This is a genomic window from Methylobacterium nonmethylotrophicum (genome assembly GCF_004745635.1).
In the GTDB taxonomy this organism is placed as follows: domain Bacteria; phylum Pseudomonadota; class Alphaproteobacteria; order Rhizobiales; family Beijerinckiaceae; genus Methylobacterium; species Methylobacterium nonmethylotrophicum.
The window spans coordinates 59,983-84,496 of sequence record NZ_SRLB01000027.1 but is presented as its reverse complement, the minus strand read 5'-3'; the positions used below and the strand labels follow the sequence as shown (position 1 = coordinate 84,496).

Annotated in this window: 24 protein-coding genes; 9 read left to right on the top strand and 15 right to left on the bottom strand. The window is 72.6% G+C overall.

Translation table 11 applies throughout. The features are described from left to right. Window positions 1-233 precede the first annotated feature (233 nt). Window positions 234-1,433 (top strand): lytic murein transglycosylase, encoded by a 1,200-nt coding sequence (locus EU555_RS27415; protein ID WP_135418556.1) that lies wholly within the window; start codon window positions 234-236, stop codon window positions 1,431-1,433. A 43-nt stretch (window positions 1,434-1,476) separates the two neighbouring features. Here the strand turns inward: EU555_RS27415 and EU555_RS27410 are convergent, their stop codons facing one another. The 12 genes from EU555_RS27410 to EU555_RS27355 all read right to left on the bottom strand — a co-directional run bounded on the left by EU555_RS27410 (window position 1,477) and on the right by EU555_RS27355 (window position 12,877). Continuing rightward, window positions 1,477-2,697 (bottom strand): CynX/NimT family MFS transporter, encoded by a 1,221-nt coding sequence (locus tag EU555_RS27410; RefSeq protein ID WP_342636499.1) that lies wholly within the window; start codon window positions 2,695-2,697, stop codon window positions 1,477-1,479. A 161-nt stretch (window positions 2,698-2,858) separates the two neighbouring features. Beyond that, window positions 2,859-3,281: a helix-turn-helix domain-containing protein gene (locus EU555_RS27405; protein WP_135418555.1), complete on the bottom strand. Its 423-nt coding sequence runs from the start codon at window positions 3,279-3,281 to the stop codon at window positions 2,859-2,861. Beyond that, the gene (lnt, locus tag EU555_RS27400; protein ID WP_135418554.1) at window positions 3,278-4,978 is read right to left on the bottom strand and encodes an apolipoprotein N-acyltransferase; all 1,701 of its coding nucleotides are present in this window, start codon (window positions 4,976-4,978) and stop codon (window positions 3,278-3,280) included. Before lnt ends, EU555_RS27405 begins: the two co-directional genes overlap by 4 nt. Before the next feature lie 43 nt (window positions 4,979-5,021). Next, window positions 5,022-6,059, bottom strand: coding sequence for a hemolysin family protein (locus tag EU555_RS27395; protein WP_135418553.1), 1,038 nt, complete (start codon window positions 6,057-6,059; stop codon window positions 5,022-5,024). Window positions 6,060-6,092: 33 nt separating this feature from the next. Continuing rightward, on the bottom strand, window positions 6,093-6,578 hold the full coding sequence (gene ybeY, locus EU555_RS27390) for an rRNA maturation RNase YbeY (RefSeq protein ID WP_135418552.1): 486 nt from the start codon (window positions 6,576-6,578) through the stop codon (window positions 6,093-6,095). Next, window positions 6,575-7,705 (bottom strand): PhoH family protein, encoded by a 1,131-nt coding sequence (locus EU555_RS27385; RefSeq protein ID WP_135418551.1) that lies wholly within the window; start codon window positions 7,703-7,705, stop codon window positions 6,575-6,577. The genes ybeY and EU555_RS27385 overlap by 4 nt, the downstream gene beginning before the upstream one ends. Before the next feature lie 11 nt (window positions 7,706-7,716). Beyond that, on the bottom strand, window positions 7,717-9,063 hold the full coding sequence (miaB, locus tag EU555_RS27380; RefSeq protein ID WP_135418550.1) for a tRNA (N6-isopentenyl adenosine(37)-C2)-methylthiotransferase MiaB: 1,347 nt from the start codon (window positions 9,061-9,063) through the stop codon (window positions 7,717-7,719). 104 nt (window positions 9,064-9,167) lie between these two features. Further along, window positions 9,168-10,067: a lysophospholipid acyltransferase family protein gene (locus EU555_RS27375; protein ID WP_135418549.1), complete on the bottom strand. Its 900-nt coding sequence runs from the start codon at window positions 10,065-10,067 to the stop codon at window positions 9,168-9,170. A gap of 156 nt (window positions 10,068-10,223) precedes the next feature. Further along, on the bottom strand, window positions 10,224-10,706 hold the full coding sequence (locus EU555_RS27370; protein WP_135418548.1) for a GNAT family N-acetyltransferase: 483 nt from the start codon (window positions 10,704-10,706) through the stop codon (window positions 10,224-10,226). Between the two features lie 13 nt (window positions 10,707-10,719). After that, window positions 10,720-11,418 (bottom strand): tRNA (adenosine(37)-N6)-threonylcarbamoyltransferase complex dimerization subunit type 1 TsaB, encoded by a 699-nt coding sequence (tsaB, locus tag EU555_RS27365; protein ID WP_135418547.1) that lies wholly within the window; start codon window positions 11,416-11,418, stop codon window positions 10,720-10,722. A 247-nt stretch (window positions 11,419-11,665) separates the two neighbouring features. After that, a complete protein-coding gene (locus EU555_RS27360) occupies window positions 11,666-12,229 on the bottom strand; it encodes a NifU family protein (RefSeq protein WP_135418546.1) in 564 nt (187 codons plus the stop codon). A gap of 144 nt (window positions 12,230-12,373) precedes the next feature. Next, window positions 12,374-12,877 carry a universal stress protein gene (locus EU555_RS27355; protein WP_135418545.1) on the bottom strand — a complete coding sequence of 168 codons (504 nt, stop codon included), beginning with the start codon at window positions 12,875-12,877 and terminating at the stop codon, window positions 12,374-12,376. Window positions 12,878-13,316: 439 nt separating this feature from the next. Here EU555_RS27355 and EU555_RS27350 point away from each other — a divergent pair, with 439 nt between their 5' ends. Genes EU555_RS27350 through EU555_RS27335 form a run of 4 tightly spaced genes read left to right on the top strand, consistent with a single transcriptional unit; the run spans window position 13,317 to window position 16,877 of the window. Then, window positions 13,317-13,871, top strand: a complete 555-nt coding sequence (locus EU555_RS27350; RefSeq protein ID WP_135418544.1) for a SiaB family protein kinase — start codon at window positions 13,317-13,319, stop codon at window positions 13,869-13,871. Window positions 13,872-13,882: 11 nt separating this feature from the next. Beyond that, the gene (locus EU555_RS27345; RefSeq protein WP_135418543.1) at window positions 13,883-14,269 is read left to right on the top strand and encodes a DUF1987 domain-containing protein; all 387 of its coding nucleotides are present in this window, start codon (window positions 13,883-13,885) and stop codon (window positions 14,267-14,269) included. After that, complete coding sequence (locus tag EU555_RS27340; protein ID WP_135418542.1) at window positions 14,266-15,183, top strand: GGDEF domain-containing protein; 918 nt, start codon at window positions 14,266-14,268, stop codon at window positions 15,181-15,183. The genes EU555_RS27345 and EU555_RS27340 overlap by 4 nt, the downstream gene beginning before the upstream one ends. Continuing rightward, complete coding sequence (locus EU555_RS27335) at window positions 15,180-16,877, top strand: SpoIIE family protein phosphatase (protein WP_205821005.1); 1,698 nt, start codon at window positions 15,180-15,182, stop codon at window positions 16,875-16,877. The genes EU555_RS27340 and EU555_RS27335 overlap by 4 nt, the downstream gene beginning before the upstream one ends. Before the next feature lie 45 nt (window positions 16,878-16,922). Here EU555_RS27335 and EU555_RS27330 read toward each other — a convergent pair whose 3' ends face one another. Next, window positions 16,923-17,207 carry a GCG_CRPN prefix-to-repeats domain-containing protein gene (locus EU555_RS27330; RefSeq protein WP_205821004.1) on the bottom strand — a complete coding sequence of 95 codons (285 nt, stop codon included), beginning with the start codon at window positions 17,205-17,207 and terminating at the stop codon, window positions 16,923-16,925. 272 nt (window positions 17,208-17,479) lie between these two features. On the opposite strand from EU555_RS27330, the gene rplS reads away from it, so the two are divergent. Next, on the top strand, window positions 17,480-17,872 hold the full coding sequence (rplS, locus tag EU555_RS27325; RefSeq protein WP_135418541.1) for a 50S ribosomal protein L19: 393 nt from the start codon (window positions 17,480-17,482) through the stop codon (window positions 17,870-17,872). Between the two features lie 199 nt (window positions 17,873-18,071). On the opposite strand, the gene EU555_RS27320 is transcribed toward rplS, so the two are convergent. Both EU555_RS27320 and EU555_RS27315 read right to left on the bottom strand, forming a co-directional pair. Then, window positions 18,072-18,509 (bottom strand): GtrA family protein, encoded by a 438-nt coding sequence (locus tag EU555_RS27320; RefSeq protein WP_135418540.1) that lies wholly within the window; start codon window positions 18,507-18,509, stop codon window positions 18,072-18,074. A 133-nt stretch (window positions 18,510-18,642) separates the two neighbouring features. After that, window positions 18,643-19,428, bottom strand: a complete 786-nt coding sequence (locus EU555_RS27315) for an SDR family NAD(P)-dependent oxidoreductase (RefSeq protein WP_245524526.1) — start codon at window positions 19,426-19,428, stop codon at window positions 18,643-18,645. A 149-nt stretch (window positions 19,429-19,577) separates the two neighbouring features. Here EU555_RS27315 and carB point away from each other — a divergent pair, with 149 nt between their 5' ends. From carB to EU555_RS27300, 3 genes are all read left to right on the top strand, one after another. Beyond that, window positions 19,578-23,051 (top strand): carbamoyl-phosphate synthase large subunit, encoded by a 3,474-nt coding sequence (gene carB, locus EU555_RS27310; protein WP_135418539.1) that lies wholly within the window; start codon window positions 19,578-19,580, stop codon window positions 23,049-23,051. A 124-nt stretch (window positions 23,052-23,175) separates the two neighbouring features. Then, window positions 23,176-23,652 (top strand): transcription elongation factor GreA, encoded by a 477-nt coding sequence (gene greA / locus EU555_RS27305; RefSeq protein ID WP_135418538.1) that lies wholly within the window; start codon window positions 23,176-23,178, stop codon window positions 23,650-23,652. A 112-nt stretch (window positions 23,653-23,764) separates the two neighbouring features. Then, on the top strand, window positions 23,765-24,268 hold the full coding sequence (locus tag EU555_RS27300) for a hypothetical protein (protein ID WP_135418537.1): 504 nt from the start codon (window positions 23,765-23,767) through the stop codon (window positions 24,266-24,268). The last annotated feature ends 246 nt before the right edge of the window (window positions 24,269-24,514 follow it).

Genomic DNA, 24,514 nt, shown 5'->3' with positions numbered 1-24,514 from the left:
CAGTCGATCTTCAATCGACTGACACCTCAGGATGAGGTCGAGGGTGGGAAAAATTGTCCAGACACGTCAAACAGGCTGTGACACGGCCACCGGCGACCCATCATCCCCCGGTGCCTGCGGGCGCTTCGCCGCGGCGAAGCGTCCGCCCGTCCCCGATTCCATCAGGACTTTCTTAACCCTGATGACGCCCCATTCGGGGCTCAGGATCGGGCAAACGGGAGAGACCTCTGCACATGACGCCGCGCGCGACCCTTCAGGCCGCCACCCTGCTCTGCCTCGCCGGGATCGGCCTGCCGCAGGCGGCGCTGGCGGATTTCCGCTCCTGCCTCGCCGGCATCGGCCAGGAGGCGGCGGCGGCCGGCGTGTCGCCGGCGGCGTTCCAGGCCGCCACGGCCGGGATCAGCTTCGACGACAAGGTGATCGAGCTGTCCCAGGCCCAGCCCGAGTTCAAGACGCCGATCTGGGACTACATGGCCGCCCTCGTCGACGACGAGCGGGTCGAGGACGGCCGCGCCGCCATGCGGCAACACGGGAACGCCCTCGCCCAGGCCGAGGCACGCTACGGCGTCGACCGCTACACGATCGCGGCCGTGTGGGGCGTCGAGTCGAATTTCGGCAAGAACCTCGGCAAGATGCCGCTGGTGCAGTCGCTGGCCACGCTCGCCTGCGGCGGCACGCGGCGGCGCGACTTCTTCAAGGGCGAATTGATCGCCACCCTCAAGATCATCGACCGGGGCGACATCGCGCCCGAGCGCCTGACCGGGTCCTGGGCCGGCGCCTTCGGGCAGACCCAGTTCATGCCGACCACCTATCACCGCCTCGCCGTCGACCTCGACGGCGACGGGCGGCGCGACGTGGTCGATTCGGTGCCGGACGCGGTCGGCTCCACCGCCAACTTCCTGCGCGCCGCCAAGTGGCACAACGGCCAGCCCTGGGGCTACGAGGTGCGGCTGCCCTCCGGCTTCAACGTGTCGGCGGCCGGGCGCAAGAACAAGAAGCCGGTGGCGCACTGGGCCTCCCTCGGGGTGACCCGGATCGACGGGCGGCCGCTCTCGGGCGAGGGGCCGGTCGGCATCCTGGCGCCGGCCGGCGCGAACGGGCCGGCCTTCCTGGTGACCAGGAACTTCGACGCGATCTATTCCTACAACGCCGCCGAGTCCTACGGCCTCGCCATCGCGGTGCTGTCCGACCGCCTGCGCGGCAAGGGCGGCGTCCAGACCGCCTGGCCGACCGACGACCCGCCGCTGTCGCGGGCCGAGCGCCGCAGCCTGCAGAGCGCGCTCGCCGCCCGCGGCTACGACGTCGGCGAGCCGGACGGCCGGGTCGGCGCCAAGACCCGCGAGGCGATCAAGGACATCGAGCGCCGCCTCGGCATGCCGCAGACCGGCCGGCCCGGCGGCAAGGTGCTGGAAGCCCTGCTGCGCAGCAACTGACGGCGGTCCGCCCTCGCCCGCTCCGCGGCGAGGGCCCGGCGGATCAGGTCCGCACCGTCCGGTTGCGGGCGGCGAGCAGGCCGAAGCTCGCCGCCGCGAGGCAGATTCCGGCATAGAGCGCCGCCGGCACGATCCAGCCGCCGCTCCATTCGTGCACAAGCCCGACCAGGAACGGACCGAGGGCGGCCCCGCAATAGCCGACCCCCTGCGCCATGGCGGAGAGCTCGGCCGCGGCGCGGGGATCGCCGGCCCGCAGGACGATCAGCGTCAGGGCAAGGCCGAAGCAGCCGCCGAGGCCGAGGCCGAGCAGGAGCGCGAAGCCCCAGGCCAGTCCCACCGGCCCGAGCAGCAGCCCGGTGAAGCCGACGAGCGGCAGGCCGGTGACCAGCACCACCCAGGGCCGCTGGTCCGGCCGGCGCGCCGCCAGCGTGGGCACCACCAGGGCGAGGACGCCCTGCGCCAGCGCCGAGACCGAGGCGACGAGGCCGGCCGCCACGATGTCGAAGCCCCGGTCGGCCAGGGCGGCGGGCAGCCAGCCGAACACGATGTAGGCGAGCGACGATTGCAGGCCCATGAAGGCGGTGACCTGCCAGGCCAGCGGGTCGCGCCACAGCCGGCCGCTCGGGCGCGTGCCGGCGCCGGACGGCAGCGGGCGCCCGCGCACGAAGGGCAGCCAGGCCGCGACCGCGACGAGGGCCGGCGCCGCCCACAGCATCAGGGCGCCCTCCCAGCCGAGCCCGAGGGCGTTGCGCACAGGCACCGTGAAGCCCGCTCCGGCGGCGGCACCCAGGCACAGGAGGGCGGTGTAGAGGCCGGTCATCAGCCCGGCCTGGTCGGGAAAGTCGCGCTTGACGATGCCGGGCAGGATCACCCCGACGATCCCGATCGCCGCGGCGGCGACCACCGAGCCGAGGAACAGCGGCGGCACCCCGCCGAGCCCGCGCAGGCCGAGGCCGAGGGCCAGCATCACGAGGCCCGCCAGCACGCCCGCGTCGGGCCCGAGGCGCCGCACCAGCACGGGCGCGAGACGGCCGAACACCCCGAGACACAGGACCGGCAAGGTGACGAGGGCGCCCGCGAGCGCGCCCGACAGCCCGGTCTCCGCCCGGATTCCCGGCAGGAGCGGGCCGACGCTCGACAGGGCCGGCCTGAGATTGAAGGCGACCAGCATCAGCCCGAGGCCGATCAGGACGGGATGGAAGCCCGGCTCCGCCCTCCCCGGTCGCGCGGCTCCGGCATCCGTCTCCCGTTCGATGGTCCGCACCAATCCCTCCCTGTCGCGCTTCGCGCGAGTTCGTCGCGCTCCGCGCGATCCCGTCGCGCGTCGCGCGGGTTCGTCGCGTCACGCGCGTTCGGAGGGCGTCATACCGCCATGCGGCGGGTGTGAGGACCGAGAATGCTGCAACCCCGCAAGGCGGCAGGCGGTCACCCGGCGCCGTCGACCGGGTTGGCGGCACCGATCGCCTCGACCAGGCTGATGATCCGGCGGCGCAGCTGGTTGTCGTTGATGCGCTGGAAGGCGCGCACGAGCTGCAGGTCCTGGCTGGTCCAGAACACGTCGAGGGCGGCGGTGTCGGAGGCGGGCTCGACCGGGAGATCGTCGCTGCGCGTGCCGTCCTGGCGCGGCGCCCCCTCGTAGAAGAAGCTCACCGGGACGCCCAGCATGTCGGCGATCTGGCGCAGCCGGCTGGCGCTGATCCGGTTCGTCCCCTTCTCGTATTTCTGGATCTGCTGGAACGTCACGCCGAGGGCGTCCCCGAGCTTCTCCTGGCTCACGCCGACGAGAAGCCGTCGGACGCGCACGCGGTGCCCGACATGACGATCAACCGGATCCGGTGCCTTCTTCACATCGACGCTCCGCGGGGCGGGGACGGCGCGCGGCGAAGGCGCGCGCCGAGGGACAGCAGCCCGCACCCTAGAAGCATGACGATGAAAAAAACATCGCCGAATCGTACGTACGGCGTGCTTTCCCTAAGGTTCTTTGGCAAATTGCGGTCGAGCACGCCCTCGGTGCCGACGGACAACATGCCGGTCACCCGGCCGTACGGGTCAACGACCGCGCTGATGCCGGTGTTGGCGGCCCGCACCAGAGGACTACCTTCCTCCACCGCCCGCAATCGCGCCTGGGCGAAGTGCTGACGTGGGCCCGGCGTGTCGCCGAACCAGCCGTCGTTGGTGACGTTGAGGAGGAGGCCCGGACGCTCCCGGCGCGACGCCACGGCCCCCGGGAAGATCGCCTCGTAGCAGATCGAGGGCGCCACCGGCGGCAGGCCCGGCACGGTGAGCGGGGGCCGCTCCTGCCCCTCGCCCGGGGTGAAGCCCCCCGGTACCGCCACGAACTGCTTGAGGCCGAGCGTCCGCAGCAGTTGATCGACCGGCCCCGGCAGGTACTCGCCGAAAGGCACGAGATGGAGCTTGTCGTAGCGCCCGCCGACGAGGCCGTCCTGCCCGATCATCAGAATCGAGTTGTAGAATCGCAGGCGCTCGCCCGGCAGCGGCTCGTCGGCCCGTGCCGCGCCGGTGACCAGCACCGTGCCGGGCGGCAGGGCGGAGCCGATCCGCCGCAGCGCCTGGGGATCGCGCTGGATCAGGAACGGAAACGAGGATTCCGGCCAGATCAGGTGGGTGACTTCCTGGAGCCCGCTCCTGTCCGGCGCGGTGGCGCTGTCGCTCAGGCCCAGGTAGCGCTCGAGGATCCCCTCGCGGTTGCGTGGGTTGAAGCGGGCGTCCTGCGGGATGTTGGCCTGGACGAGGCGCAGCCGCACGCCGGGCACCTCCGGCACCGGCCCCGCCGGGACCCGCAGGGCTCCCCCCGCCCCGAGGCCCGCGAGGACGACGAGCGCGGCGAGCAGGGGCCCGAGCCGCCGCCTCGCGCCACCCGCATCGGCGAGGGTGGCGGGGGCGGCGCAAGCCAGCACCGCCACCACGGTCAGGCCGTGGAGACCGACCACCGCGGCGGCCTGCATCAGCCAGAGGTTCTGGCCGAGCGCCATGCCGAGGGCGTTCCACGGAAAGCCCGTGAACAGGTGGCCGCGCAGCCACTCGGCGGCGCCGATCCCGAAGGCCAGGGCGGCGATGCGGCCGGGACCCGGCGACCAGAGCAGACGGGCGACGGCGAACCCGAAGCCGTAGAACAGCCCGAGGATGGCCGGCAGGCCGAGCACGCCGAGCGGCATCAGGTAGGCGAACTGGTCGGCCTCGACCAGGAAGGCGGCGCCGAGCCACCACAGGCCGGCCGTGAGGTAGCCGAAGCCCCAGGCCCAGCCGATCAGGCCGGCGGCGAGGGCGGTGCCGGCCCGCCGGCCGAGGCGCGAGGAGGCGGTGGCGGCCCCGTCGAGGAGCCAGACCGCCGGCACCAGGGCGGCGCAGAGCGCCGGCAGGAACCCGAAGGGTGGCATGCTGAGCGCCCCGCAGGCCCCGGCGAGCCAGGCCAGGGCCAGCCTGGTCCAGCCTGCGGTGAGGGCGACGCGGTGGGCCAGCGGCGCGAGGCCGAAGGACGCTGCCGGAGCGGCGAGCGCCGCCCCGCTGGTTCGAGTGTCGTGCATGGGCGGGCTCGCGGGGCGGCGCGCGAGCGCCGCGAATCACAGGTCAGGCGGCGGAATCGGCCCGCACGGCCTCGCTGTCGGGGGGCGGAAGGGCGAGCGGCGTCTCCGGCCCTTCGAGCCGGGCGAGCCCGCGATGCATGCGCAGGCGCTTGATCCGCCGCGGATCGGCGTCCAGCACCTCGACCTCGAAGTCGCCCGGCACCGCGATGACCTCGCCCCGCGCCGGCACCCGGCCCGCGATGGTGACGATCAGGCCGCCGAGCGTATCGACCTCCTCGGCCGCCTCCCCGACCGCCGCCACGAGGTCGACGCCGGTCGCCTCGGCGACGTCGTCGAGGCTGGCGCGGGCGTCGGCGACGAAGATCTCGCTCTCGCCGTCGACCTTGAGGACGCGGTGGCCCTCGGCGACGTCGTGCTCGTCCTCGATGTCGCCGACCACGACCTCGATCAGGTCCTCGATCGAGATCAGGCCGTCGGTGCCGCCGTACTCGTCGATGACGAGGGCCATGTGGGTGCGGCTCGCCTGCATCCGGGCGAGCAGGTCGATCGCCGGCATCGAGGGCGGCACGAACAGGACCGGGCGCAGGATGCGGGTGGTGGCGAGCGTCGCCGTGAGGTCCACCTCGGCGAGGTCGGGCAGGCGGTCGCCGCCGGCCTCGGCCCGGCTCGCCATGTAGTCGACGAAGTCGCGGATGTGGACCATGCCGCGCGGGTCGTCGAGGCTCTCGCCGTAGACCGGCAGGCGGGAATGGCCGGCGGAGCGGAAGACCTTGAGCAGGTCGCCGAGCGCGGTGTCGATCGACACCGCCACGACGTCGGCCCGGGGGATCATCACGTCGTCGACCCGCACCCGGTGGAGGCTCAGCACGTTCTTGAGCATCGCCTGCTCGACCGGCGAGACCGGATGGTCGCCGTTCTGCACCTCGGCGAGGGCGTCCGAGAGGCCGTCGCGCTGGGCGTCGCGCGGCTTCAGGTGGAAGATGTTGAGGAGGCGATCATACCAGGGTTCGCGCCCCGGACTGTCGTCCTCCGGGATCGCCTGCGCGGTCGCGGCGGCGCTGCGACTTCGATCGTTGCTCATGTCTCTCGCGTCTGGGGTGGTGGCGTCGGCGGCTCACCCGGCCGTCTCGCCGTACGGGTCCGGCACGCCGAGGCGCCGCAGGGCCGCGACCTCCAACGCCTCCATGGCGTCGGCCTCGGCGTCGCCGAGCTCGTGGTCGTGACCGAGGAGGTGCAGCGTGCCATGAACCACGAGGTGAGCGAGATGGTGGCCGAGGGGCTTGGACTGCTCCCCACTCTCGCGCAGGAGTGTGTCATAGGCAAGAACCACGTCGCCGAGCGGGCGCGGGCCGCCGCCATGGGGCTGCTCGTTGGGAAACGACAGCACGTTGGTGGGCTTGTCCTTGCCGCGCCAGGCGCGGTTCAGCTCCTGGACGGCGGGATCGTCGGTCAGCACGACGCTGATCTCGATCGGTCCGCCGGGCGGAACGATCGCGAGCGCCGCCTCGACGGCCCGTGCCACGAAGGCCTCGAGGTCGGGCGCGACGCCCTCCCAGCGCGGATCCTCGATCGCGACATCGATCTCGTTGACCTCGTTCACGGCAGCGGCCCGCGGCGGGACGGAGTCGGGCGCTGGGGCGGCTCGTCACGGTTCTCCTGTGCGTCCGCCTCGTAGGCCGTGACGATCCGGCGCACGAGGTCGTGGCGCACCACGTCGACGTCCCGGAAGGTGACGCGCCCGATGCCCTCGACGCCGTCGAGGATCCGCACCGCCTCGACGAGGCCGGATTTCTGGCCCGGCGGCAGGTCGATCTGGCTCGGATCGCCGGTGATGATCATGCGCGAGTTCTCGCCGAGCCGCGTCAGGAACATCTTCATCTGCATCGAGGTGGTGTTCTGCGCCTCGTCGAGGAGCACGACGGCGTTGGTGAGCGTGCGCCCGCGCATGAAGGCGAGCGGCGCGATCTCGATCATGCCGGTCTGCAGGCCGCGGTCGACGTGGCGCGCCTCCATGAAGTCGTAGAGGGCGTCGTAGATCGGTCGGAGATACGGATCGACCTTCTCGCGCATGTCGCCGGGCAGGAAGCCGAGGCGCTCGCCGGCCTCGACCGCCGGGCGCGACAGGATCAGCCGCTCGGCATGGCCCTGCTCGAGGAGCGAGACGGCGTGGCCGACGGCGAGCCAGGTCTTGCCGGTGCCGGCGGGACCTTCCGCGAAGACGAGCTCGTGGGCGCGCAAAGCCTTGATGTAGGCGTCCTGCGCCGCGTTGCGGGCCCTGACGGCGCCGCGGCGGCGGGTCGCGATCTGGTCGAAGGACGGCCGCTCGCCGTTCGCCGGCGCCTCGGCCTGCGAGAAGAGGTTGCCCTGGAGCGACGATTCCTGGATCACCCCGTCGACGTCGCCGAGGGTGAGCGGCGTCCCTCCCCCGTCGCGGACGCGGGCGTAGAGCAATTCCAGCACCCGGCGCGCCCGCTCGGTCGAATCGGGCGGGCCCTTGACCACGACGTGGTTGCCGAGCGCGGTCGCCACGATGCCGAGGCGCCGCTCGAGATGGGCGACGTTCTGGTCGTACTGGCCGAAGACCAGGCTCGCCAGGCGGTTGTCGTCGAAGGTGAGCGCGACCTCGGCCGCCTCGCTCAGGCCCGCGACCGCCCGCGGGGCGATCTCGCGCGCGGGCTCACGCGTGGGCTCGCGCCCTCTCGGCCCGCGGGCCTCTCCTGGTGGCATCCTGTCGTTCCTCACGCCGCCACGGACGGAACCGCCGCCCCGACCGCCTCGCCGAACAGGCTGTTCGAGCCCGCGCGGGTGATCCGCACCGGCACGACCGAGCCGATCGTCGCGACGTCCGCCTCGATCTGCACCGCCTGAAGGTAGGGCGACTTGCCGGCGACCTGGCCCGGATGGCGCCCGGCCTTCTCGATCAGCACCGGCACCTCGCGCCCGACCGTGGCATGGTTGAAGTCCTGGCGCTGGCGCTCGAGCAGCGCCTGCAGCTCGGCGAGCCTCTCGCTCTTGACCGCCTCCGGCACCGCGTCCGCGCTCTCCGCCGCCGGGGTGCCGGGGCGCGGGCTGTACTTGAACGAGAAGGCGCTGGCAAAGCCGATATCGGCGATCAGCCGCAACGTCTCGGCGTGGTCGGCCTCAGACTCGCCCGGGAAGCCGACGATGAAGTCGGAGGACAGCGCGATGTCGGGCCGCGCCGCCCGCACCCGGTCGATCAGGCGCCGGTAGGTGTCGGCGTCGTGCTTCCGGTTCATCGCGTGGAGGATCCGGTCCGAGCCCGACTGCACCGGCAGGTGCAGGTAGGGCATCAGGGCCGGCAGGTCGCGATGGGCCGCGATCAGCGCCTCGTCCATGTCGCGCGGGTGGCTGGTGGTGTAGCGCAGGCGAACGATGCCCGGCACCGCGGCGACGCGATGCAGGAGCTCTCCCAGGCTCCAGTCGCGCCCGTCCGGGCCGGCGCCGTGGAAGGCATTGACGTTCTGGCCGATCAGCGTCAGCTCGCGGGCGCCGGCCTGAGCCAGGCGCTCGGCTTCCGCCACGATCTTCTCGACCGACCGCGAGACCTCGGCGCCGCGGGTATAGGGCACGACGCAGAAGGCGCAGAACTTGTCGCAGCCCTCCTGCACGGTGAGGAAGGCCGAGACGCCCGGGGTGCGGCGCGCCGGGAGGTGGTCGAACTTGTCCTCGACCGGGAAATCGGTGTCGACGACGCGCCCGTCCTTGGAGGCGGCGAGCAGCTGCGGCAGGCGGTGATAGCTCTGCGGCCCCACCACCACGTCGACGCCCGGCGCGCGGTTGAGGATCTCGCGGCCCTCGGCCTGCGCGACGCAGCCCGCCACCACCACCGTGGTGTCATGGCCGGCCTCCGCCCGCTCGCCCTTCAGAACCCGCAGGCGGCCGAGCTCGGAATAGACCTTCTCCGCCGCCTTCTCGCGGATGTGGCAGGTGTTGAGGACGACGACGTCGGCCTCCTCCACGGCGCCGGTCTCGACGAAGCCCTCGCGGCCGAGCAGGTCGACCATGCGCGACGCGTCGTAGACGTTCATCTGGCAGCCGTAGGATTTGACGAACGCTTTCTTCAACGAACCGGCCCTGTGCGGAGATGATCGGAGACCGCCCGTCCGGCGACGGGCCGCTGCCCGCCGGCGCGGCGGGCTGCCGCCCGCCCGCGGACGGGCCTCTTCATTTAGGCCGTCGCGGCCGGAATGAGAATAGCCGGCGCCGGGGCGGCGGGCCGCGCCTCCGCCTCGGGCGCGGTCTCCTCCGGCGCATGGACGTCCGGGGCGGGGGCCGGCGGGCGGCCGGTCACCGCCTCCTGCAGGGCCCGGCGCACCGACGCCTCGGCCAGCGCCGTCGCGGCCTTGCGGTCGGTTCCGGCCGCGAAGACGATCGGCTCGCCCCAGGTCACCACGACGTCGATCGGCCCGCGCTCGAGGAAGGTCATCACGCTCGGCGCCAGCTCCATGTCGCCGTACCAGGCGATGTCCGGGCGCTCGGCCCGGGTCAGCGGCAGGCCGTGCCGGCGTATATAGGCGATGCAGAGCGGCTGCAGCCGCACCCGGTCGAGCCCGCCCTCGGTGATCGCGGCGCGGGCGGCGCCGACGAGGGAGGTGCGGAACGGCAGGAGCCGGTTGCCGTCGCCGGTCGTGCCCTCCGCGAACAGCACGATCAGCTCCCCGTCGCGCAGGCGCCGGCTCATCTCGGTATTGACCACGGCGGTGTGGCGCTTGCGCGCCCGGTCGATGAAGACCGTGCGCTGGAGCCGGGCGAGCGTGCCGATCACCGGCCAGCCGGCGATCTCGGACTTCGCCACGAAGGAGAGCGGCCGGACGGCGCCGAGGACCGGGATGTCGAGCCAGGAGATGTGGTTGGCGAGGACGAGCGCCGCCTCCCCTTCGCCCGGCGGGACGCCCCGGACGGTGACCCGCACCTTGAACAGGCGCAGGAAGACCCGATGCAGCCAGACCGGCGCGCGGCCGGCGGCGGAGCCGCGCCCGAGCTTCAGGGCGAGCCAGTGCGGCCCGGCGAGGAGCGCGAAGGTCAGGGCGTAGACGAGGAGCCGCAGGCCGGCGACGAGGTGCGTCATGGTTCGGACGGCGGGCGTGGGCTCGAAATTGCGGGCCGCGCGGCCCGGCCGCGCTCCTGACGCCGCATAACAAGTCCGGCCGGGGCCGTCCACCGCGTCAGGGCGCCAGCGCGAGGCCGGGCGGCGCCGGACCGCGACGCGCCTTGCGCCGGCGCCTCACCCCACGGCTGCCTGCATCATGATCGCGTTGGCGCGGCTGCCGTCCGGCCGCGCGTAGTAGCTCGCCCGCCGGCCGGTCTCGGAAAAGCCGTGGCGGCGGTAGAGGGCGAGCGCCGGGGCGTTGCCGTCGTCGACCTCGAGATGGACCCGGCGCACGCCCTGGGCCGCGAGCGCCGCGAGGTGGGCCGAGAGCAGCTGGCGGCTCAGGCCGGCGCCGCGGGAGGCGGGCCCGAGCACGATGGTCAGGATCTCGGCCTCGTCGAGCACCTGGCGCGAGAGCACGAAGCCGCCGAGAAGCGAGCCGATCATCAGGGCGTGGGCGGCGTGGCCGCGCTCGCACAGCATGCGCTCGAACTCGTCCGCCTCCCAGGGCCGCGCGAAGGCGGTGGCGTGGAGCGCCGCGAGCTCGCCGGCCCGGTCGGCCGAGGTCAGCGGCGCGACGTGGGCGACGGGGGGGGAGCGGAACGGCATCCACTTCATCGGGGAGGCTCCGTCAGCGGCGGGCGAGCCGCGCGTGGTCCTGCGGCTGGGCGTCCGGCCCGCGCAGGTAGAGAGGGCGGGCAAGGGCGTGGGCCGGGTCGGCGACGAGGCCGAGGGAGGCCACCCAGGCGATCTGCGGGGCGATATGCCCCTCCGGCACCACGGCGCGCAGGCCCTGGGGGGCGGCCGCCGCGGCGACCGCCGGGGCGGCGGAGCCCGCGAGCGCCGCGGGGCCCCCGCCGAGGAGCCGCACCGCCTCCGGCAGCGGCAGCAGCACCGGCGGCACCGCGATGCCGCCGTCCTGGCTCAGGGCCTGGAAATAGACGTGGCCGTGGCGGGCATCGATCGCGGCGGCGAGGAGATAGCCCTGGCCGAGGAAATCCTCGTCGGCGGCGAGCAGCGGCGCCAGCAGCGCCGACAGGGTGGTGACGCCGACGACCGGGATGCCGCAGGCCAGCCCCACCGCGCGGGCGGCGGAGAGGCCGACCCGCAGGCCGGTATAGCTGCCGGGGCCGACCGTGACGGCGACCCGGTCCAGGCTCTCGAACCCGCCCTCGACCCGGGCCACCACCCGCTCGACGAGGGGCAGGAGCGCCTCGGCGTGGCCGCGCGACAGGTCCATGCTCTCCTGGGCCAGGGGCTCGGGCGCGTCGTCCGCCATGATGCAGGCCGCGCAGCGCTCGAGCGCCGTGTCGATGGCCAGGATACGCACTGCCGTCAGGCTCCGCCCTCTCGCGTCCGCGGATTCGTCGCCGCGGCCGGGTCCGTGCCGCCGGCCGCGCCGGGCCGCATCTCGGCCTGCCGCTACTCTCCCAGCCTGGCACGGACAGGTTAACACAAGACGGACCGCCCCGCAGGTGCAGGGCGGCCCGGTTCGATTCAGCCTTTAGATCATCCCGCGCCGGCGAGGAAACCTTTCGGGGCGGTCAGGGGATCGCTCGGACGGCTGCGAGCGGTCGTCAGACGGCCTGGACCTCGCGCACGTCCGGCAGGAAGTGGCGGAAGAGGTTCTGCACGCCCTGGCGCAGGGTGGCGGTGGAGGACGGGCAGCCCGAGCAGGCGCCCTTCATCTCCAGGAACACGACGCCATCGCGAAAACCCCGGAAGGTGATGTCGCCGCCGTCGCCCGCCACCGCGGGGCGCACCCGGGTCTCGAGCAGGTCCTTGATCGTCGCGACGGTGTCGGCGTCGGCCTCCTCGTAGAACTCCTCCGCCGGCTCCTCGGGGGCGTGGCCGGCCTCGAGGACCGGGGCGCCCGACATGAAGTGCTCCATGATGGCGCCGAGCACCGCGGGCTTGACCTGCGGCCAGCCGGGCTCGCCCTCGGCCTTGGTCACCGAGATGAAGTCGTGGCCGAGATAGACGCCCGAGACGCCCTGCACCCCGAACAGCGCGCGGGCGAGCGGGGAGCGCGCGGCGGCGCCTTCGTCCCGCGCCTCGAAGGTGCCGTCGGGCAGCACGACCTTGCCGGGCAGGAACTTCAGGGTGGCGGGGTTCGGCGTGGCTTCGGTCTGGATGAACATCGGTGATCCTCGACAGGTTCTCTGCGCCGGTTCAAGGGCCGGCCGGGAACGGCGCGCCCGTGCAGGCGGGCGCGCCCGGGGTGAGATGTGGACCCGAACGCGCCAAAGCTCAATGGAGGCCGCATCCCGGATGTCGCTCTCGCGTCAACCGGCGAGCGCCGTGATCTCCGCCTCGCTCAGGGCGCCCGGCACGATCACCACCGGCACCGGGAAGCTGCCTGCGGCGCGTCCGGCGATCGAGGAGACGAGGGGGCCCGGCCCGTCGCTGCCGGTGGCGGCGCCGAGCACCAGGAAGGCGATGTCCTCGTCCTCCTCGATCAGGCGCAGGATCGCGTCGGCGCGCTCGCCGGTGCGCACCACGAGCTCCGGATCGACCCCGGCGGCCTGGCGCGCCGCCGCCGCGAGGGTCTCCAGGCGCACCTGCGTCTCGGCCTCGGCCTCGGCCCGCATCGCGTCGCCGACGCCGAGCCACTCCATCGTCTCGGGCGGCTCGGCCACCGCCAGCATCACCACCCGGGCGCCGAGCCGCGCCGCCCGGCGCACCGCGAAATGCACCGCGCGGTCGCATTCCGGCGTCTCGTCGACGAGCACCATGAACTTGAGCCGATGCCCGGCCTCGAAGGACCGCCGCCGCTTGATCTCGACCATGCCCGGACGCGCTCCGCCGCCCGGCGGATGCTGCCCGCCCGATCCGCCGCCCGCAAGGGGCGTCCGGCGCGGGAACCCTGCGGATCCGCCCGGGCGAATCACCGGGATCTCGCGCGACCGGCCGATTCGCCGGCGCGCTCTCCTGCAGCCGGGACCCATTGTCCAAGAACGAACACAGGTGGCGAAAATGATGGTCGCTGCACAATCAAGAAGCATGTCGCAGAGATTTTGAGCATGCTTCGGATGACAAATCGTCTGTCCACGACGAGCGGGCGAATTTTTCCTCACATCGGCGAGGGACTTCTGTTTTTCGAAGGAGTAACAGTCTGGTGAGGCCCGGCATCCTATCATGCCGTCCGGGCCACGACCTCGGGCGGCTCGGATGGACAGACCCGAGGCCGGCCTTGCCCCAAGCGCGGGCCCCAGGCGGGAGAGATCGGTGCTCGCAACGGACTTCATGGCGTTCCACGAGGCGTCCCGGCGCAACGGGATCATCCTGTCGTTCGGCGGCGACCTCTCGGAGAACGTCCTGTTCTCCCTCGGCGAGGTCCTGAAGCTGCGGATGCAGCAGGGCGCCACCGACGCCGCGGTGTCGAAGCGCGTCTTCTCGGTCTTCGTCGAGCAGGCGCAGAACATCATCCGCTACTCCGCCGACAAGCTGGTGCCGCCCGGCAGCCCGGCGGGCGGCCTGGTGAGCGCCGGCCTGATCGTGGTCGGGGTCGAGGGCGGGCGCTTCTTCGTGGCCTGCGGCAACGAGGTGCCGGGCGAGCACGTCACGGGCTTGCGGGCCCGGCTCGACCACATCGCCGGCCTGTCGGGCGACGAGCTCAGGAAGTACTACCGCGAGCGGCTGCGCCAGCCCGCCGACGAGGGCAGCCTCGGCGGCAGCATCGGGCTGATCGAGATCGCCCGGCGCGCCAGCGCCCCGGTCGAGTACGACTTCCAGGCGCGCGGCGACGACCGCTGCTTCTTCTGCCTCAAGGCCTTCATCTGAGGCGCGCGACGATGGACCGGATCCAGATCCCCGCCACCAGCCGCTCGCCGCTGGTCGATTTCGACTTCGCCGCCGGGCACCTGCTCCTGCGCGGCGAATCCTACCCCGAGGACGCCGCCGCCTTCTACGGCCCGCTGCTCCGGTCCCTGCGCGCCTACCTGGAGGACGGGGCGACGCCGCTGACCTTCGACGTGGCCCTCTCCTACTTCAACTCGTCGAGCGCCAAGGCCTTGATGAACCTGTTCATGCCCCTGGAGGACGCCGCCCAGGAGGGCCGCCCGGTGACGATCCGCTGGCTCTACGCGGAAGGCGACGACACCATCGCGGAGGCCGGCGAGGATTTCGCCGCCGACTTCTCGCATGCCCGGTTCGAGATGGTCCAGGAGACGGCGGCATGACGACGAGGGCAGCCCCGGAGCGCGCGGCGGTGACGGATGGCGAGCCTCCCGGGGAGCGCGAGGGCGCGCACGGGCCCAAGGCCGGCGAGGGGCGCAGAGGTGCCGGCCACACGGGCGCCGGCAACGTGTTCAGCCTGTTCGACAACGAGGAGGCCGTCCTCGACCGGACCGAGATCATGCTGACCCAGCTCGCCGCGGTAGCGGACGGCGTGAAGGTGCTGGCGGAGGCCTATCGCCGCGGCTACCGCGAGCAGCGCCGGCTGGTGCGCCTGAGCGACCGCATGCAGGCCGACCTGCAGAAGGCCAACAAGCGCCTCGCCGAGCAGCAGCGCGACCTGCAATCGCTCAACGCCGCCCTCTCGGGCGAGATCGAGACCAGCGCCCGCCTGGAGGCGGAGCTGCGGCGCCTCGCCGACACCGACCCGCTGACCGGGGCGCTCGCCCGCCGGCGCTTCCTCGAGGTCTGCGCCCGGGACTGGCCGCGCCGGAGCGACCGGCCGGCCTGCCTCCTGATGCTCGACATCGACCGGTTCAAGCTCGTCAACGACAGCCACGGCCACGCCGCCGGCGACGCGGCGCTGGTCGCCTTCGTGGCCGCCTGCCGCCGGGCCCTGCGCCCCCTCGACGCCGTCGGGCGGCTCGGGGGCGAGGAATTCGCCGTGCTCCTGGTCGAGACCGGACCCGAGGACGGTGCGATGATCGCCGAGCGCATCCGCGCCGCCGTGGCGGGAAGCCCGGTCGGCACCGAGGCCGGGCCGATCGGCATCACGGTCAGCATCGGGCTGGCGGCGGCCGAGCCGGAGGAGAGCCTGGAGGCGGCGATGCGCCGGGCCGACGCGGCGCTCTACGCCGCCAAGCGCGGCGGCCGCAACCGCGTGCACCGGGCGCCCGCCGGCACCGGGAGCGCGCCTTGAGCGGCGAGAGCCTGGCGCCGGCCCCGCTCTCCCGCCGCGGCGGATCCCTGCGCGGCGCCGGCCCCCTGCGCCGGGGCGACACGCTCGCCGATCTCGGCTTCACCGAGGTGCCGACGACCCAGGATGGCGGCGCCGACACGATGCGCCCGGGCGCCCTGCGGGGCGCCGCCCGCGGCCGCAACCTCGACGGCCTCGCCCATGCGCTGTTCCTGCGCCTCTTCCCGGTGATCGCCGCGGTGGTGCTGGCGACCCAGGTGGTGATCGCCTGGGTCAACTACGCCGACCAGATCCGCCTCTACGGCGAGCGCGCGCAGATGATGGCGGACATGACGGCCCGCGCCCTCGCCCGGCCGGGCTGGACCCATGCCCATGGCCCGCAGCTCCAGGCCCTCGCCCTCGACCCGGCCTTCCGCTCCGCGGTGCTGCGCGACGCCGCCGGCGCGGTGGTCGGGCGCCTCGGCGACGAGCCCCGGGGCCGCAGCTTCGAGCGCATCCAGGTCGCGGCGGAGATCGAGGCCGGCCCGGCCGCCCAGCCCGCCGGAAGCCTGACCCTGGTCCTGTCGGCCGAGGCCCTGCGGGCCAATGCCGAGAAGCAGTTCGTGATGGTGCTCGCCGCCAGCCTGGCGCTGATGCTGGCCTTCGGGCTCACCTTGCGGCTCGCGGTCCGGCGCCACGTTCTGGCGCCCCTGGCGCGGCTTCTGTCGGCCATGGGCCGCGTCGAGCGCAAGGACTGGGTCACCGTCGACCTCGCCGGGAGCCGGCGGCCGAGCCGGGAGATCGCCGACATCTCGCAGGCCTTCAACCGGATGGTCGAGGGCCTGCGCAGCGGCGACGAGGCCCGCCACCTGCTCGCCGAGCTCGAGCGTACCCATGCTCGGCTGGCGGAGGCGAACGGCCTGGTGATGGAGAGCCTGGGCTACGCCCGCCGCATCCAGCAGGCGGTGCTGCCGGGACCGCAAGCCCTCCGGGGAGCCGGGCTCGAGGCCGCGGTGCTCTGGGAGCCGCTGCACGTCGTCGGCGGCGACTATTTCTGGATCGAGGAGATCGACGGCCTCAGCGTGGTGGTGGTGGCGGACTGCACCGGCCACGGCGTGCCCGGCGCCTTCCTGACCCTGATCGTGGCGACGGCCCTCGACCGGATCCTGCACGACCAGGGCCTGCGCCGGCCCGACGCGATCCTGGCCGCCCTCGACGGCGTGGTGCGGGCGCGGCTGCGCCAGGAGACGAAGGGACAGGACGGGCCGGGACCGGGGACGGGCGGGTCCGCCGGATCGGATGACGGATTCGATTGCGGCGTCTGCATCCTCGACCGAGCGACCCGCAGCCTGCACTTCGCCGGCGCCGGACTCGCCCTCACGGTCGTGACGGAGACCGAGGTCACGCGGATCAAGGGCCGGCGCCACGGCCTCGGCTACCGGCGCACCGGGCGGGAGGAGGCGCTCGCCGCCACCATCCTCCCGCTCTCCGACGGGCAGACCTTCTTCCTGATGACGGACGGCGTCAGCGACCAGATGGGCGGCGCGTCCCGGCGGCTCCTCGGGCACAAGGGCGTGGCCGCGATCCTCGACCGGCACCGCGACCTGCCCCTCGACGGGCAGGTCGCGGCCCTGGAGGCGGCGCTCGCCGCCCATCGCGGGCCGGAGCCGCGGCGGGACGACATGACGCTCGTGGCCTTCCGGCCGCGGGGCCGGTGAGCGGGACGGGGCTTTGGTCCCCGCCCCGGTCTCAGGGGCAGCCGCTCAGAAACGGCAGATCCGGCGCGGCCCATACGGCGTCGGGCGGATGAAGCAGCGGCGGCCGTAGCCGGGCGGCGGGCCGTAGAAGCGGCGGCCGTAGATCGGCCGGCAGCGGCCGTAGGGCCCGCGGGCGAAGCCGGGGCCGCAGCCCTCGGCGACCTGCGTCACCGGCGCCTCGGGGGCGAGCAGGCCGGCGAGGCCCGGTCCGGCCGGGGCGGCGCTCGCGGGCGCGGCGAGGCCGCCGAAGGCAAGGGCGGCAAGGCCGGCGATCGTCCAGCGCGTCAGCATGGCGGTTGGTCCTCCGTCTGGTGCGGGACCGCTTGGTCCCGGGGGCGCGCCGGCAGGCGCCCCTCCGAGCCGCCCAACCCCGACCGCCTGGACCGGTTCCGCGAATCCCTGCCGCTGCGTCAAATCGAGCCGGCGCGTGGCTGAAAAGTCACGGCCGACCGTGTCGACAAGCCGCAAGCGTTCCTGTAAGGAGCCGGCAACTCACAACAGGACGCCGAAATCCTGACGCCGGATCCCATCCCGGGGCGCGGCGGCGACGGCAGGAGTTTGACATGAACATCATCCAGCAGCTCGAGCAGGAGCAGATCGCCCAGCTCGGCAAGACGATCCCCGACTTCGAGCCCGGCGACACGGTGATCGTGAACGTCAAGGTGAAGGAAGGCGAGCGCACCCGCGTCCAGGCCTACGAGGGCGTGGTGATCGCCCGCTCCGGCGGCGGCATCAACGAGAGCTTCACCGTCCGCAAGATCTCCTACGGCGAGGGCGTCGAGCGCGTCTTCCCGATCTACTCGCCGCTGATCGACTCGATCAAGGTGAGCCGCCGCGGCAAGGTCCGCCGCGCCAAGCTGTATTACCTGCGCGATCGCCGCGGCAAGTCGGCCCGCATCGCCGAGCGCGCCGAGCGCGGCGCCGAGAAGGGCAAGAAGCCCGCCGCCGCGGAGTAAGGGTTTCCCTCAATCCGAGAAGATCGAAGAGGCCGCCTCCCCGACGGGTCGAGGCGGCCTTTTCGCGTCCGGACGACGGGAGTCGATGATTGTTGCTGGCATTCTGGGTTCCGCTGCGCGGCCCCGGGGTGACGCCGAGAGGGGGGAAACCTTGAGCTGACTGTGTGCGGTGCCGAGACCGTCCCACGAGGCTCCGGCCTCACCGCACCCCCGACGCCCCCTCCCGCAGCATCGCCGCCGGCCGCGTCGCGAAGGTCCAGACCCGGTGGCCGAGGAAATTCCACACCACCACCGCCCCCGTCGCCAGCACCTGGGCGGCGAGGTAGGGCAGGCCGAGCCCGCGCGTGAGGGCGGCCATGATCAGCCAGGTGAGCCCGAAGCCGATCGCCGCCACGACGCCGAAGCGCCAGGTCGCCTCGGCATGGGGGCGTGCGCTGCCGAAGGTGAGGCGGCGGTTGAGGCCGTAGGAAACGATCGCTCCGGCGAGGTAGCCGGCGAGCGCCGCCCGCACCGAATCGGCCCGGCCGGTCTCGACGAGGCCGATCAGCACCCCGTAATGGACCGCGAGCGCCGCGAGTCCTACCCCGAGATACGACACGAATTGCCGGGCCAGGGCCGCGAGGGCGTCGCCGCGCATCGTCGCGCGGGGTTTCGAATTCGGTTCGCTCGCCACGACGCAACCCGGAAGAAGCCCGGCGGCCCGTGCCGCCCCGCTCTGGTCTAGCGCCCGGCACTGAACCGAAGATGACCTGAAACCGGCGAAGTCGGGATCATCCCTGCAGGCGAGCCGCCACCTTTCGGCTGAGCCAGCGCGGCATCAGGCGCGCACCGAGCACAGCCGCCCGGTTCGCCGCCCCCGGGATCACCACCGCCCGGCCGGCGAGGTGGCCGGCGACCGCGGCGCGCGCGACCGCTCCCGGCGTCATCACGGTGCCGGTGACGCGCTTGGTGCCGCCGACATCGGCCCGCGCCGAGAACTCCGTCGCGGTGGCGCCGGGACAGATCGCCGTGACGGTGACCCCGTGGGGCCGGGCTTCCTCGTAGAGGGCTTCCGAGAGCGACAGCAGGTAGGCCTTGCTGGCGTAGTAGGCGGCCATGTTCGGCCCGGGGAGGTAGCCCACCACCGAGGCGACGTTGAGGATGCCGCCCGCGCGCCGGGCGATCAGGCCGGGCAGCACCAGGCGGCAGAGGATCGTCGGCGCCGTGACGTTGACCGCCACCATCTCGGCCTGGTCGCGGGCCGGCAGGGCAGCGAAGCGGCCGCGCAGGCCGAAGCCGGCATTGTTGACGAGGGTGTGCAGGACGATGCCCTTCGCCGCGACGGCGGCGATCAGGCCCTCGGCGCCGCCCGGCGCCGCGAGGTCGGCCGGCACCACCGCGACCGGGACCGCCAGCTCCGCCGCCAGCGCCTCGAGCCGCTCCGTGCGCCGGGCGCTCAGCACCAGCGGCCGGCCGTGGCCCGCGAAGGCGCGGGCGATCTCGGCCCCGATTCCGCTCGACGCGCCGGTGACCAGCGTCCAGCGCGCATCTCCCCCGGTGTTCACGCTCCCGGCCACACCCTTCCCCTGATCTGCACGCCTATGCTAAGGGCGCCCAACGCAATCCCCGCCGCTCCCGGACGTTCCGCCCCCGCCTCGACGCCTTCCCGGGCCCCGAGACGGGGCCGAGGGACGGGGCAGCGCGCCGCACGAGTCTGAAGCGTCCGATGCCCAAGCGCACCGATCTCTCCTCCATCCTCATCATCGGCGCGGGCCCGATCGTCATCGGGCAGGCATGCGAGTTCGACTATTCCGGAACGCAGGCCTGCAAGGCCCTGCGCGAGGAAGGCTACCGGATCATCCTGGTCAACTCGAATCCGGCGACGATCATGACCGATCCGGATCTCGCCGACGCCACCTACGTCGAGCCGATCACCCCGGAGATCGTCGCCCGCATCATCGAGAAGGAGCGGCCCGACGCGCTGCTCCCGACCATGGGCGGCCAGACCGCGCTGAACTGCGCCCTCTCGCTCAAGCGCATGGGCGTGCTGGAGAAGTTCGGCGTCCAGATGATCGGCGCCACCGCGGAGGCGATCGACAAGGCGGAGGATCGCAGCCTCTTCCGCGACGCGATGACCAAGATCGGGCTCGAGACGCCGAAATCGGCGCTCGCCAACGCCTCCGCGGTCAAGAAGGCCGACCGGGAGAAGTACCTCGCCGAGGTGGCCCGCATCGAGGCCGCCGAGAGCGATCCCGCCGCCCGCAGGAGCGCGCTCGCCGCCTTCGAGCGCAAGTGGGCCTCGGGCGAGAACGACCGGCGCAAGCGCTACGGCGAGCACGCGATCGGCCAGGCGCTGGTGGCGCTGGCCGAGGTCGGCCTGCCGGCGATCATCCGGCCCTCGTTCACGCTGGGCGGCACGGGCGGCGGCATCGCCTACAACCGCGAGGAGTTCCTCGACATCGTCGAGCGCGGTATCGACGCCTCGCCGACCAACGAGGTCCTGATCGAGGAATCGGTGCTCGGCTGGAAGGAGTACGAGATGGAGGTCGTCCGCGATCGTGCGGACAACTGCATCATCGTCTGCTCGATCGAGAACGTCGACCCGATGGGGGTGCATACCGGCGACTCGATCACCGTCGCGCCGGCCCTGACGCTGACCGACAAGGAATACCAGCGCATGCGCGACGCCTCGCTCGCGGTCCTGCGCGAGATCGGCGTCGAGACCGGCGGCTCGAACGTGCAGTTCGCCATCGACCCGGCCACCGGCCGGATGATCGTGATCGAGATGAACCCGCGCGTCTCGCGCTCCTCGGCGCTCGCCTCGAAGGCGACCGGCTTCCCGATCGCCAAGGTCGCGGCCAAGCTTGCGGTCGGCTACACCCTCGACGAGATCGCCAACGACATCACCGGCGGGGCCACCCCGGCCTCGTTCGAGCCGACGATCGACTACGTCGTCACCAAGATCCCGCGCTTCGCCTTCGAGAAGTTCCCGGGTGCCGAGCCGACCCTGACCACCGCCATGAAGTCGGTCGGCGAGGCGATGGCGATCGGCCGCACCTTTGCGGAGTCGCTCCAGAAGGCCCTGCGCTCCCTCGAGACCGGCTTGACCGGCCTCGACGACATCGAGATCGAGGGCCTCGGCAAGGGCGACGACCGCAACGCCATCAAGGCGGCGATCGGCACGCCGACCCCGGACCGGCTGCTCAAGGTGGCGCAGGCGCTGCGCCTCGGCGTCAGCCACGAGGAGGTCCACGCCTCGTGCAGGATCGACCCGTGGTTCCTGGAGCAGCTCCAGGGCATCATCGACCTCGAGACCAAGGTGAAGCGCTTCGGCCTGCCGAAGACCGCCGGCGCCTTCCGCCAGCTCAAGGCGGCGGGATTCTCCGACGCGCGCCTCGCGGTGCTCGCCGGGACCGACGAGGGCGCGGTGCGCGCCGCCCGCCGGGCGCTCGCGGTGCGCCCGGTCTTCAAGCGCATCGACACCTGCGCGGCGGAGTTCAAGTCGCCGACCGCCTACATGTACTCGACCTACGTCGCGCCCTTCGCCGGCGCGGTGGCGGACGAGGCCGAGCCCTCGGGCGAGAAGAAGGTGATCATCCTCGGCGGCGGCCCGAACCGGATCGGCCAGGGCATCGAGTTCGACTATTGCTGCTGCCACGCCTGCTTCGCGCTGTCGGATGCCGGCTACGAGACCATCATGGTCAACTGCAACCCGGAGACGGTCTCGACCGACTACGACACCTCGGACCGGCTCTACTTCGAGCCGCTGACCGCCGAGGACGTGCTCGAGATCATCGAGACCGAGCGGCAGGCCGGCACGCTGCACGGCGTCATCGTGCAGTTCGGCGGCCAGACCCCGCTGAAGCTCGCCCGGGCGCTTGAGGAGGCCGGCGTGCCGATCCTCGGCACCTCGCCGGACGCGATCGACCTCGCCGAGGACCGCGACCGCTTCAAGCGCCTGCTCGACAAGCTGCACCTCAAGCAGCCCAAGAACGGCATCGCCTACTCGGTCGAGCAGAGCCGGCTGATCGCCGCCGATCTCGGCCTGCCCTTCGTGGTACGGCCCTCCTACGTGCTCGGCGGGCGCGCGATGGCGATCATCCGCGACGAGACCCAGTTCGCCGACTACCTGCTCGACACCCTGCCGAGCCTGATCCCGTCGGACGTCAAGGCGCGCTACCCCAACGACAAGACCGGCCAGATCAACACGGTGCTGGGCAAGAACCCGCTCCTGTTCGACCGCTACCTGTCGGATGCGATCGAGGTCGACGTCGACGCTGTCTCGGACGGGAAGGATGTGTTCATCGCCGGCATCATGGAGCACATCGAGGAGGCGGGCATCCACTCCGGCGACTCGGCCTGCTCGCTGCCGCCGCGCTCGCTGTCCCCTGAGACCATCGCCGAACTGGAGCGCCAGACCCGCGGCCTGGCGTTGGCCCTCGAAGTCGGCGGCCTGATGAACGTGCAGTACGCGATCAAGGACGGCGAGATCTACGTGCTGGAGGTCAACCCGCGCGCCTCGCGCACGGTGCCGTTCGTCGCCAAGGTGATCGGCGAGCCCATCGCCAAGATCGCCGCCCGGATCATGGCCGGCGAGCCCCTCGCCTCGTTCGGCCTCAAGCCCAAGACCTTGGCCCACATCGCCGTCAAGGAGGCGGTCTTCCCCTTCGCCCGCTTCCCCGGGGTCGACGTGCTTCTCGGGCCGGAGATGCGCTCGACCGGCGAGGTCATCGGCCTCGACCGCGGCTTCGGCGTCGCCTTCGCCAAGAGCCAGCTCGGCTCCGGCACCCAGGTGCCGCGCAGCGGGACGGTCTTCGTCTCGGTGCGCGACGACGACAAGGCCCGCATCCTGCCGGCGATCAAGCTCCTCGCCGAGGTCGGCTTCGCGGTGGTGGCGACCACCGGCACGCAGCGCTACCTCGTCGAGAACGGCGTCCCGGCGGCCCGCATCAACAAGGTGCTGGAAGGCCGGCCGCACGTGGTCGACGCGATCAAGAACGGCGACATCCACCTGGTGTTCAACACCACGGAGGGCGCCGGCGCCCTGTCGGACTCCCGCTCTCTGCGCCGGGCCGCCCTCTTGCATAAAGTGCCGTACTACACCACTCTCGCCGGAGCCATGGCGGCGGCGGAGGGGATCAAGGCCTATCTCGAGGACGATCTCGAGGTGCGGGCCCTGCAGGAATATTTCGCGGCCTAGTACGTTCGGTCGCGGGTAGACCTCACCTCATCCTCTCGCACCCGCGGGAGACAATCGGAAACAGGCCCGGTCGAGAGTGCAGCCCTCTCGCCGGGCCGATTATTTGTGACGCGAGACGACGACGATGGACAAGGTTCCGATCACGGTACGGGGATTCGCGGATCTCGAGGCGGAGCTGAAGCGCCGCCAGCAGGAGGAGCGCCCGCGGATCATCCAGGCGATCGCGGAGGCCCGCGCGCTCGGCGACCTGTCGGAGAATGCCGAGTACCACGCTGCCAAGGAGGCGCAGTCCCTCAACGAGGGCCGGGTGCTGGAGCTCGAGAGCCTGATCTCCCGGGCCGAGGTCATCGACGTCGCGAAGCTCTCCGGGACGAAGATCAAGTTCGGCGCCACCGTCAAGCTGATCGACGAGGACACCGAGGAGGAGAAGACCTACCAGATCGTCGGCGAGCCGGAGGCCGACGTGCGCGCCGGCCGCGTCTCGATCACCTCGCCGATCGCCCGCGCGCTGATCGGCAAGGGCGTCGGCGACACCGTCGAGGTCGTCACCCCGGGCGGCGGCAAGTCCTACGAGATCGTCGGCATCCAGTTCGGCGTCTGAGCGCGTCGACGATGCGTCCGGCGGATCGCCGCGGAAGCGTTGCCGCAACGGCGTGCCGGGGCTATCTCGGCAGTCGCGAGGTGCCCCTTCGGGTGCCCGGGAGATGACGCGGATGCTGCGCTGGTTCAGATCCCTGGTCGCGGCCGCCGTGACGGCGGCCGCCCTGCCGGCGAGCGCGCAGGACGCCGCCCTGTCGCCGGCGACGCGCTTCTCCGCCATCCAGGTCGATGTCCGGCCGCTCCTTGCCCGCGGACTCGGTCCCTACGCGGAGGGGGTGCGGGGCGAGTTGCAGGCGGCGCTCGCCCGGTCCTTCGCCGACCGGGTCGGCGGCCCCGGCCCGACCCTGGTGGTGCGGGTGACCGGAATCTCGCTCAATCCCTATGCCGGCAGCGAGACCCGCTTCGGCGGCGGCAACGCCACCAACACCGACTACCTCGAGGGCGAGGCCCTGGTGGTCGACCGGCGCGGCACGGTGCTGCTGCGCCATCCCCAGCTCTCCGCGACCAAAGCCAGCTCGGGCGGGGCCTGGTACGACCCGGCCTCGGAGCGCCGGCGCGTCACCTACATCGCCGAGCACTACGCGGCGTGGCTGCGGCGCGGGCTGGGGCTGGAGTGAGGTTCGACCGAGGCCGTGACGGCAGGACAATGTGAGTCCTGTCCGGGGCTTGTGCCTCGTGGCGACCCTGCCTGACGGTGGGCCTACCATCGGGCTCATCGAGGCCTCGCCGACAGCGCCCGCGGTGTCGCAAGGATCACGTCCAATCAGCTCATCCCTGCAACGCGCTGCTCGGGGCAGAGACCCACTCGTCTCACGCGCGCATCGTCAGCCGGCATCAGCTTGCCCTGCGCCAATCCCGGCACA

Coding starts and splice junctions, on each gene's coding strand:
- EU555_RS27370 (WP_135418548.1), bottom strand. CDS start 10,706: ATGAAGTGGATGCCGTTCCGCTCCCCCCCCGTCGCCCACGTCGCGCCG.
- EU555_RS27385 (WP_135418551.1), bottom strand. CDS start 7,705: ATGCCACCAGGAGAGGCCCGCGGGCCGAGAGGGCGCGAGCCCACGCGT.
- EU555_RS27415 (WP_135418556.1), top strand. CDS start 234: ATGACGCCGCGCGCGACCCTTCAGGCCGCCACCCTGCTCTGCCTCGCC.
- greA (WP_135418538.1), top strand. CDS start 23,176: ATGGACAAGGTTCCGATCACGGTACGGGGATTCGCGGATCTCGAGGCG.
- rplS (WP_135418541.1), top strand. CDS start 17,480: ATGAACATCATCCAGCAGCTCGAGCAGGAGCAGATCGCCCAGCTCGGC.
- EU555_RS27395 (WP_135418553.1), bottom strand. CDS start 6,059: ATGAGCAACGATCGAAGTCGCAGCGCCGCCGCGACCGCGCAGGCGATC.
- carB (WP_135418539.1), top strand. CDS start 19,578: ATGCCCAAGCGCACCGATCTCTCCTCCATCCTCATCATCGGCGCGGGC.
- EU555_RS27360 (WP_135418546.1), bottom strand. CDS start 12,229: ATGTTCATCCAGACCGAAGCCACGCCGAACCCCGCCACCCTGAAGTTC.
- EU555_RS27300 (WP_135418537.1), top strand. CDS start 23,765: ATGCTGCGCTGGTTCAGATCCCTGGTCGCGGCCGCCGTGACGGCGGCC.
- EU555_RS27330 (WP_205821004.1), bottom strand. CDS start 17,207: ATGCTGACGCGCTGGACGATCGCCGGCCTTGCCGCCCTTGCCTTCGGC.
- EU555_RS27340 (WP_135418542.1), top strand. CDS start 14,266: ATGACGACGAGGGCAGCCCCGGAGCGCGCGGCGGTGACGGATGGCGAG.
- EU555_RS27355 (WP_135418545.1), bottom strand. CDS start 12,877: ATGGTCGAGATCAAGCGGCGGCGGTCCTTCGAGGCCGGGCATCGGCTC.
- EU555_RS27345 (WP_135418543.1), top strand. CDS start 13,883: ATGGACCGGATCCAGATCCCCGCCACCAGCCGCTCGCCGCTGGTCGAT.
- EU555_RS27375 (WP_135418549.1), bottom strand. CDS start 10,067: ATGACGCACCTCGTCGCCGGCCTGCGGCTCCTCGTCTACGCCCTGACC.
- EU555_RS27320 (WP_135418540.1), bottom strand. CDS start 18,509: ATGCGCGGCGACGCCCTCGCGGCCCTGGCCCGGCAATTCGTGTCGTAT.
- lnt (WP_135418554.1), bottom strand. CDS start 4,978: ATGCACGACACTCGAACCAGCGGGGCGGCGCTCGCCGCTCCGGCAGCG.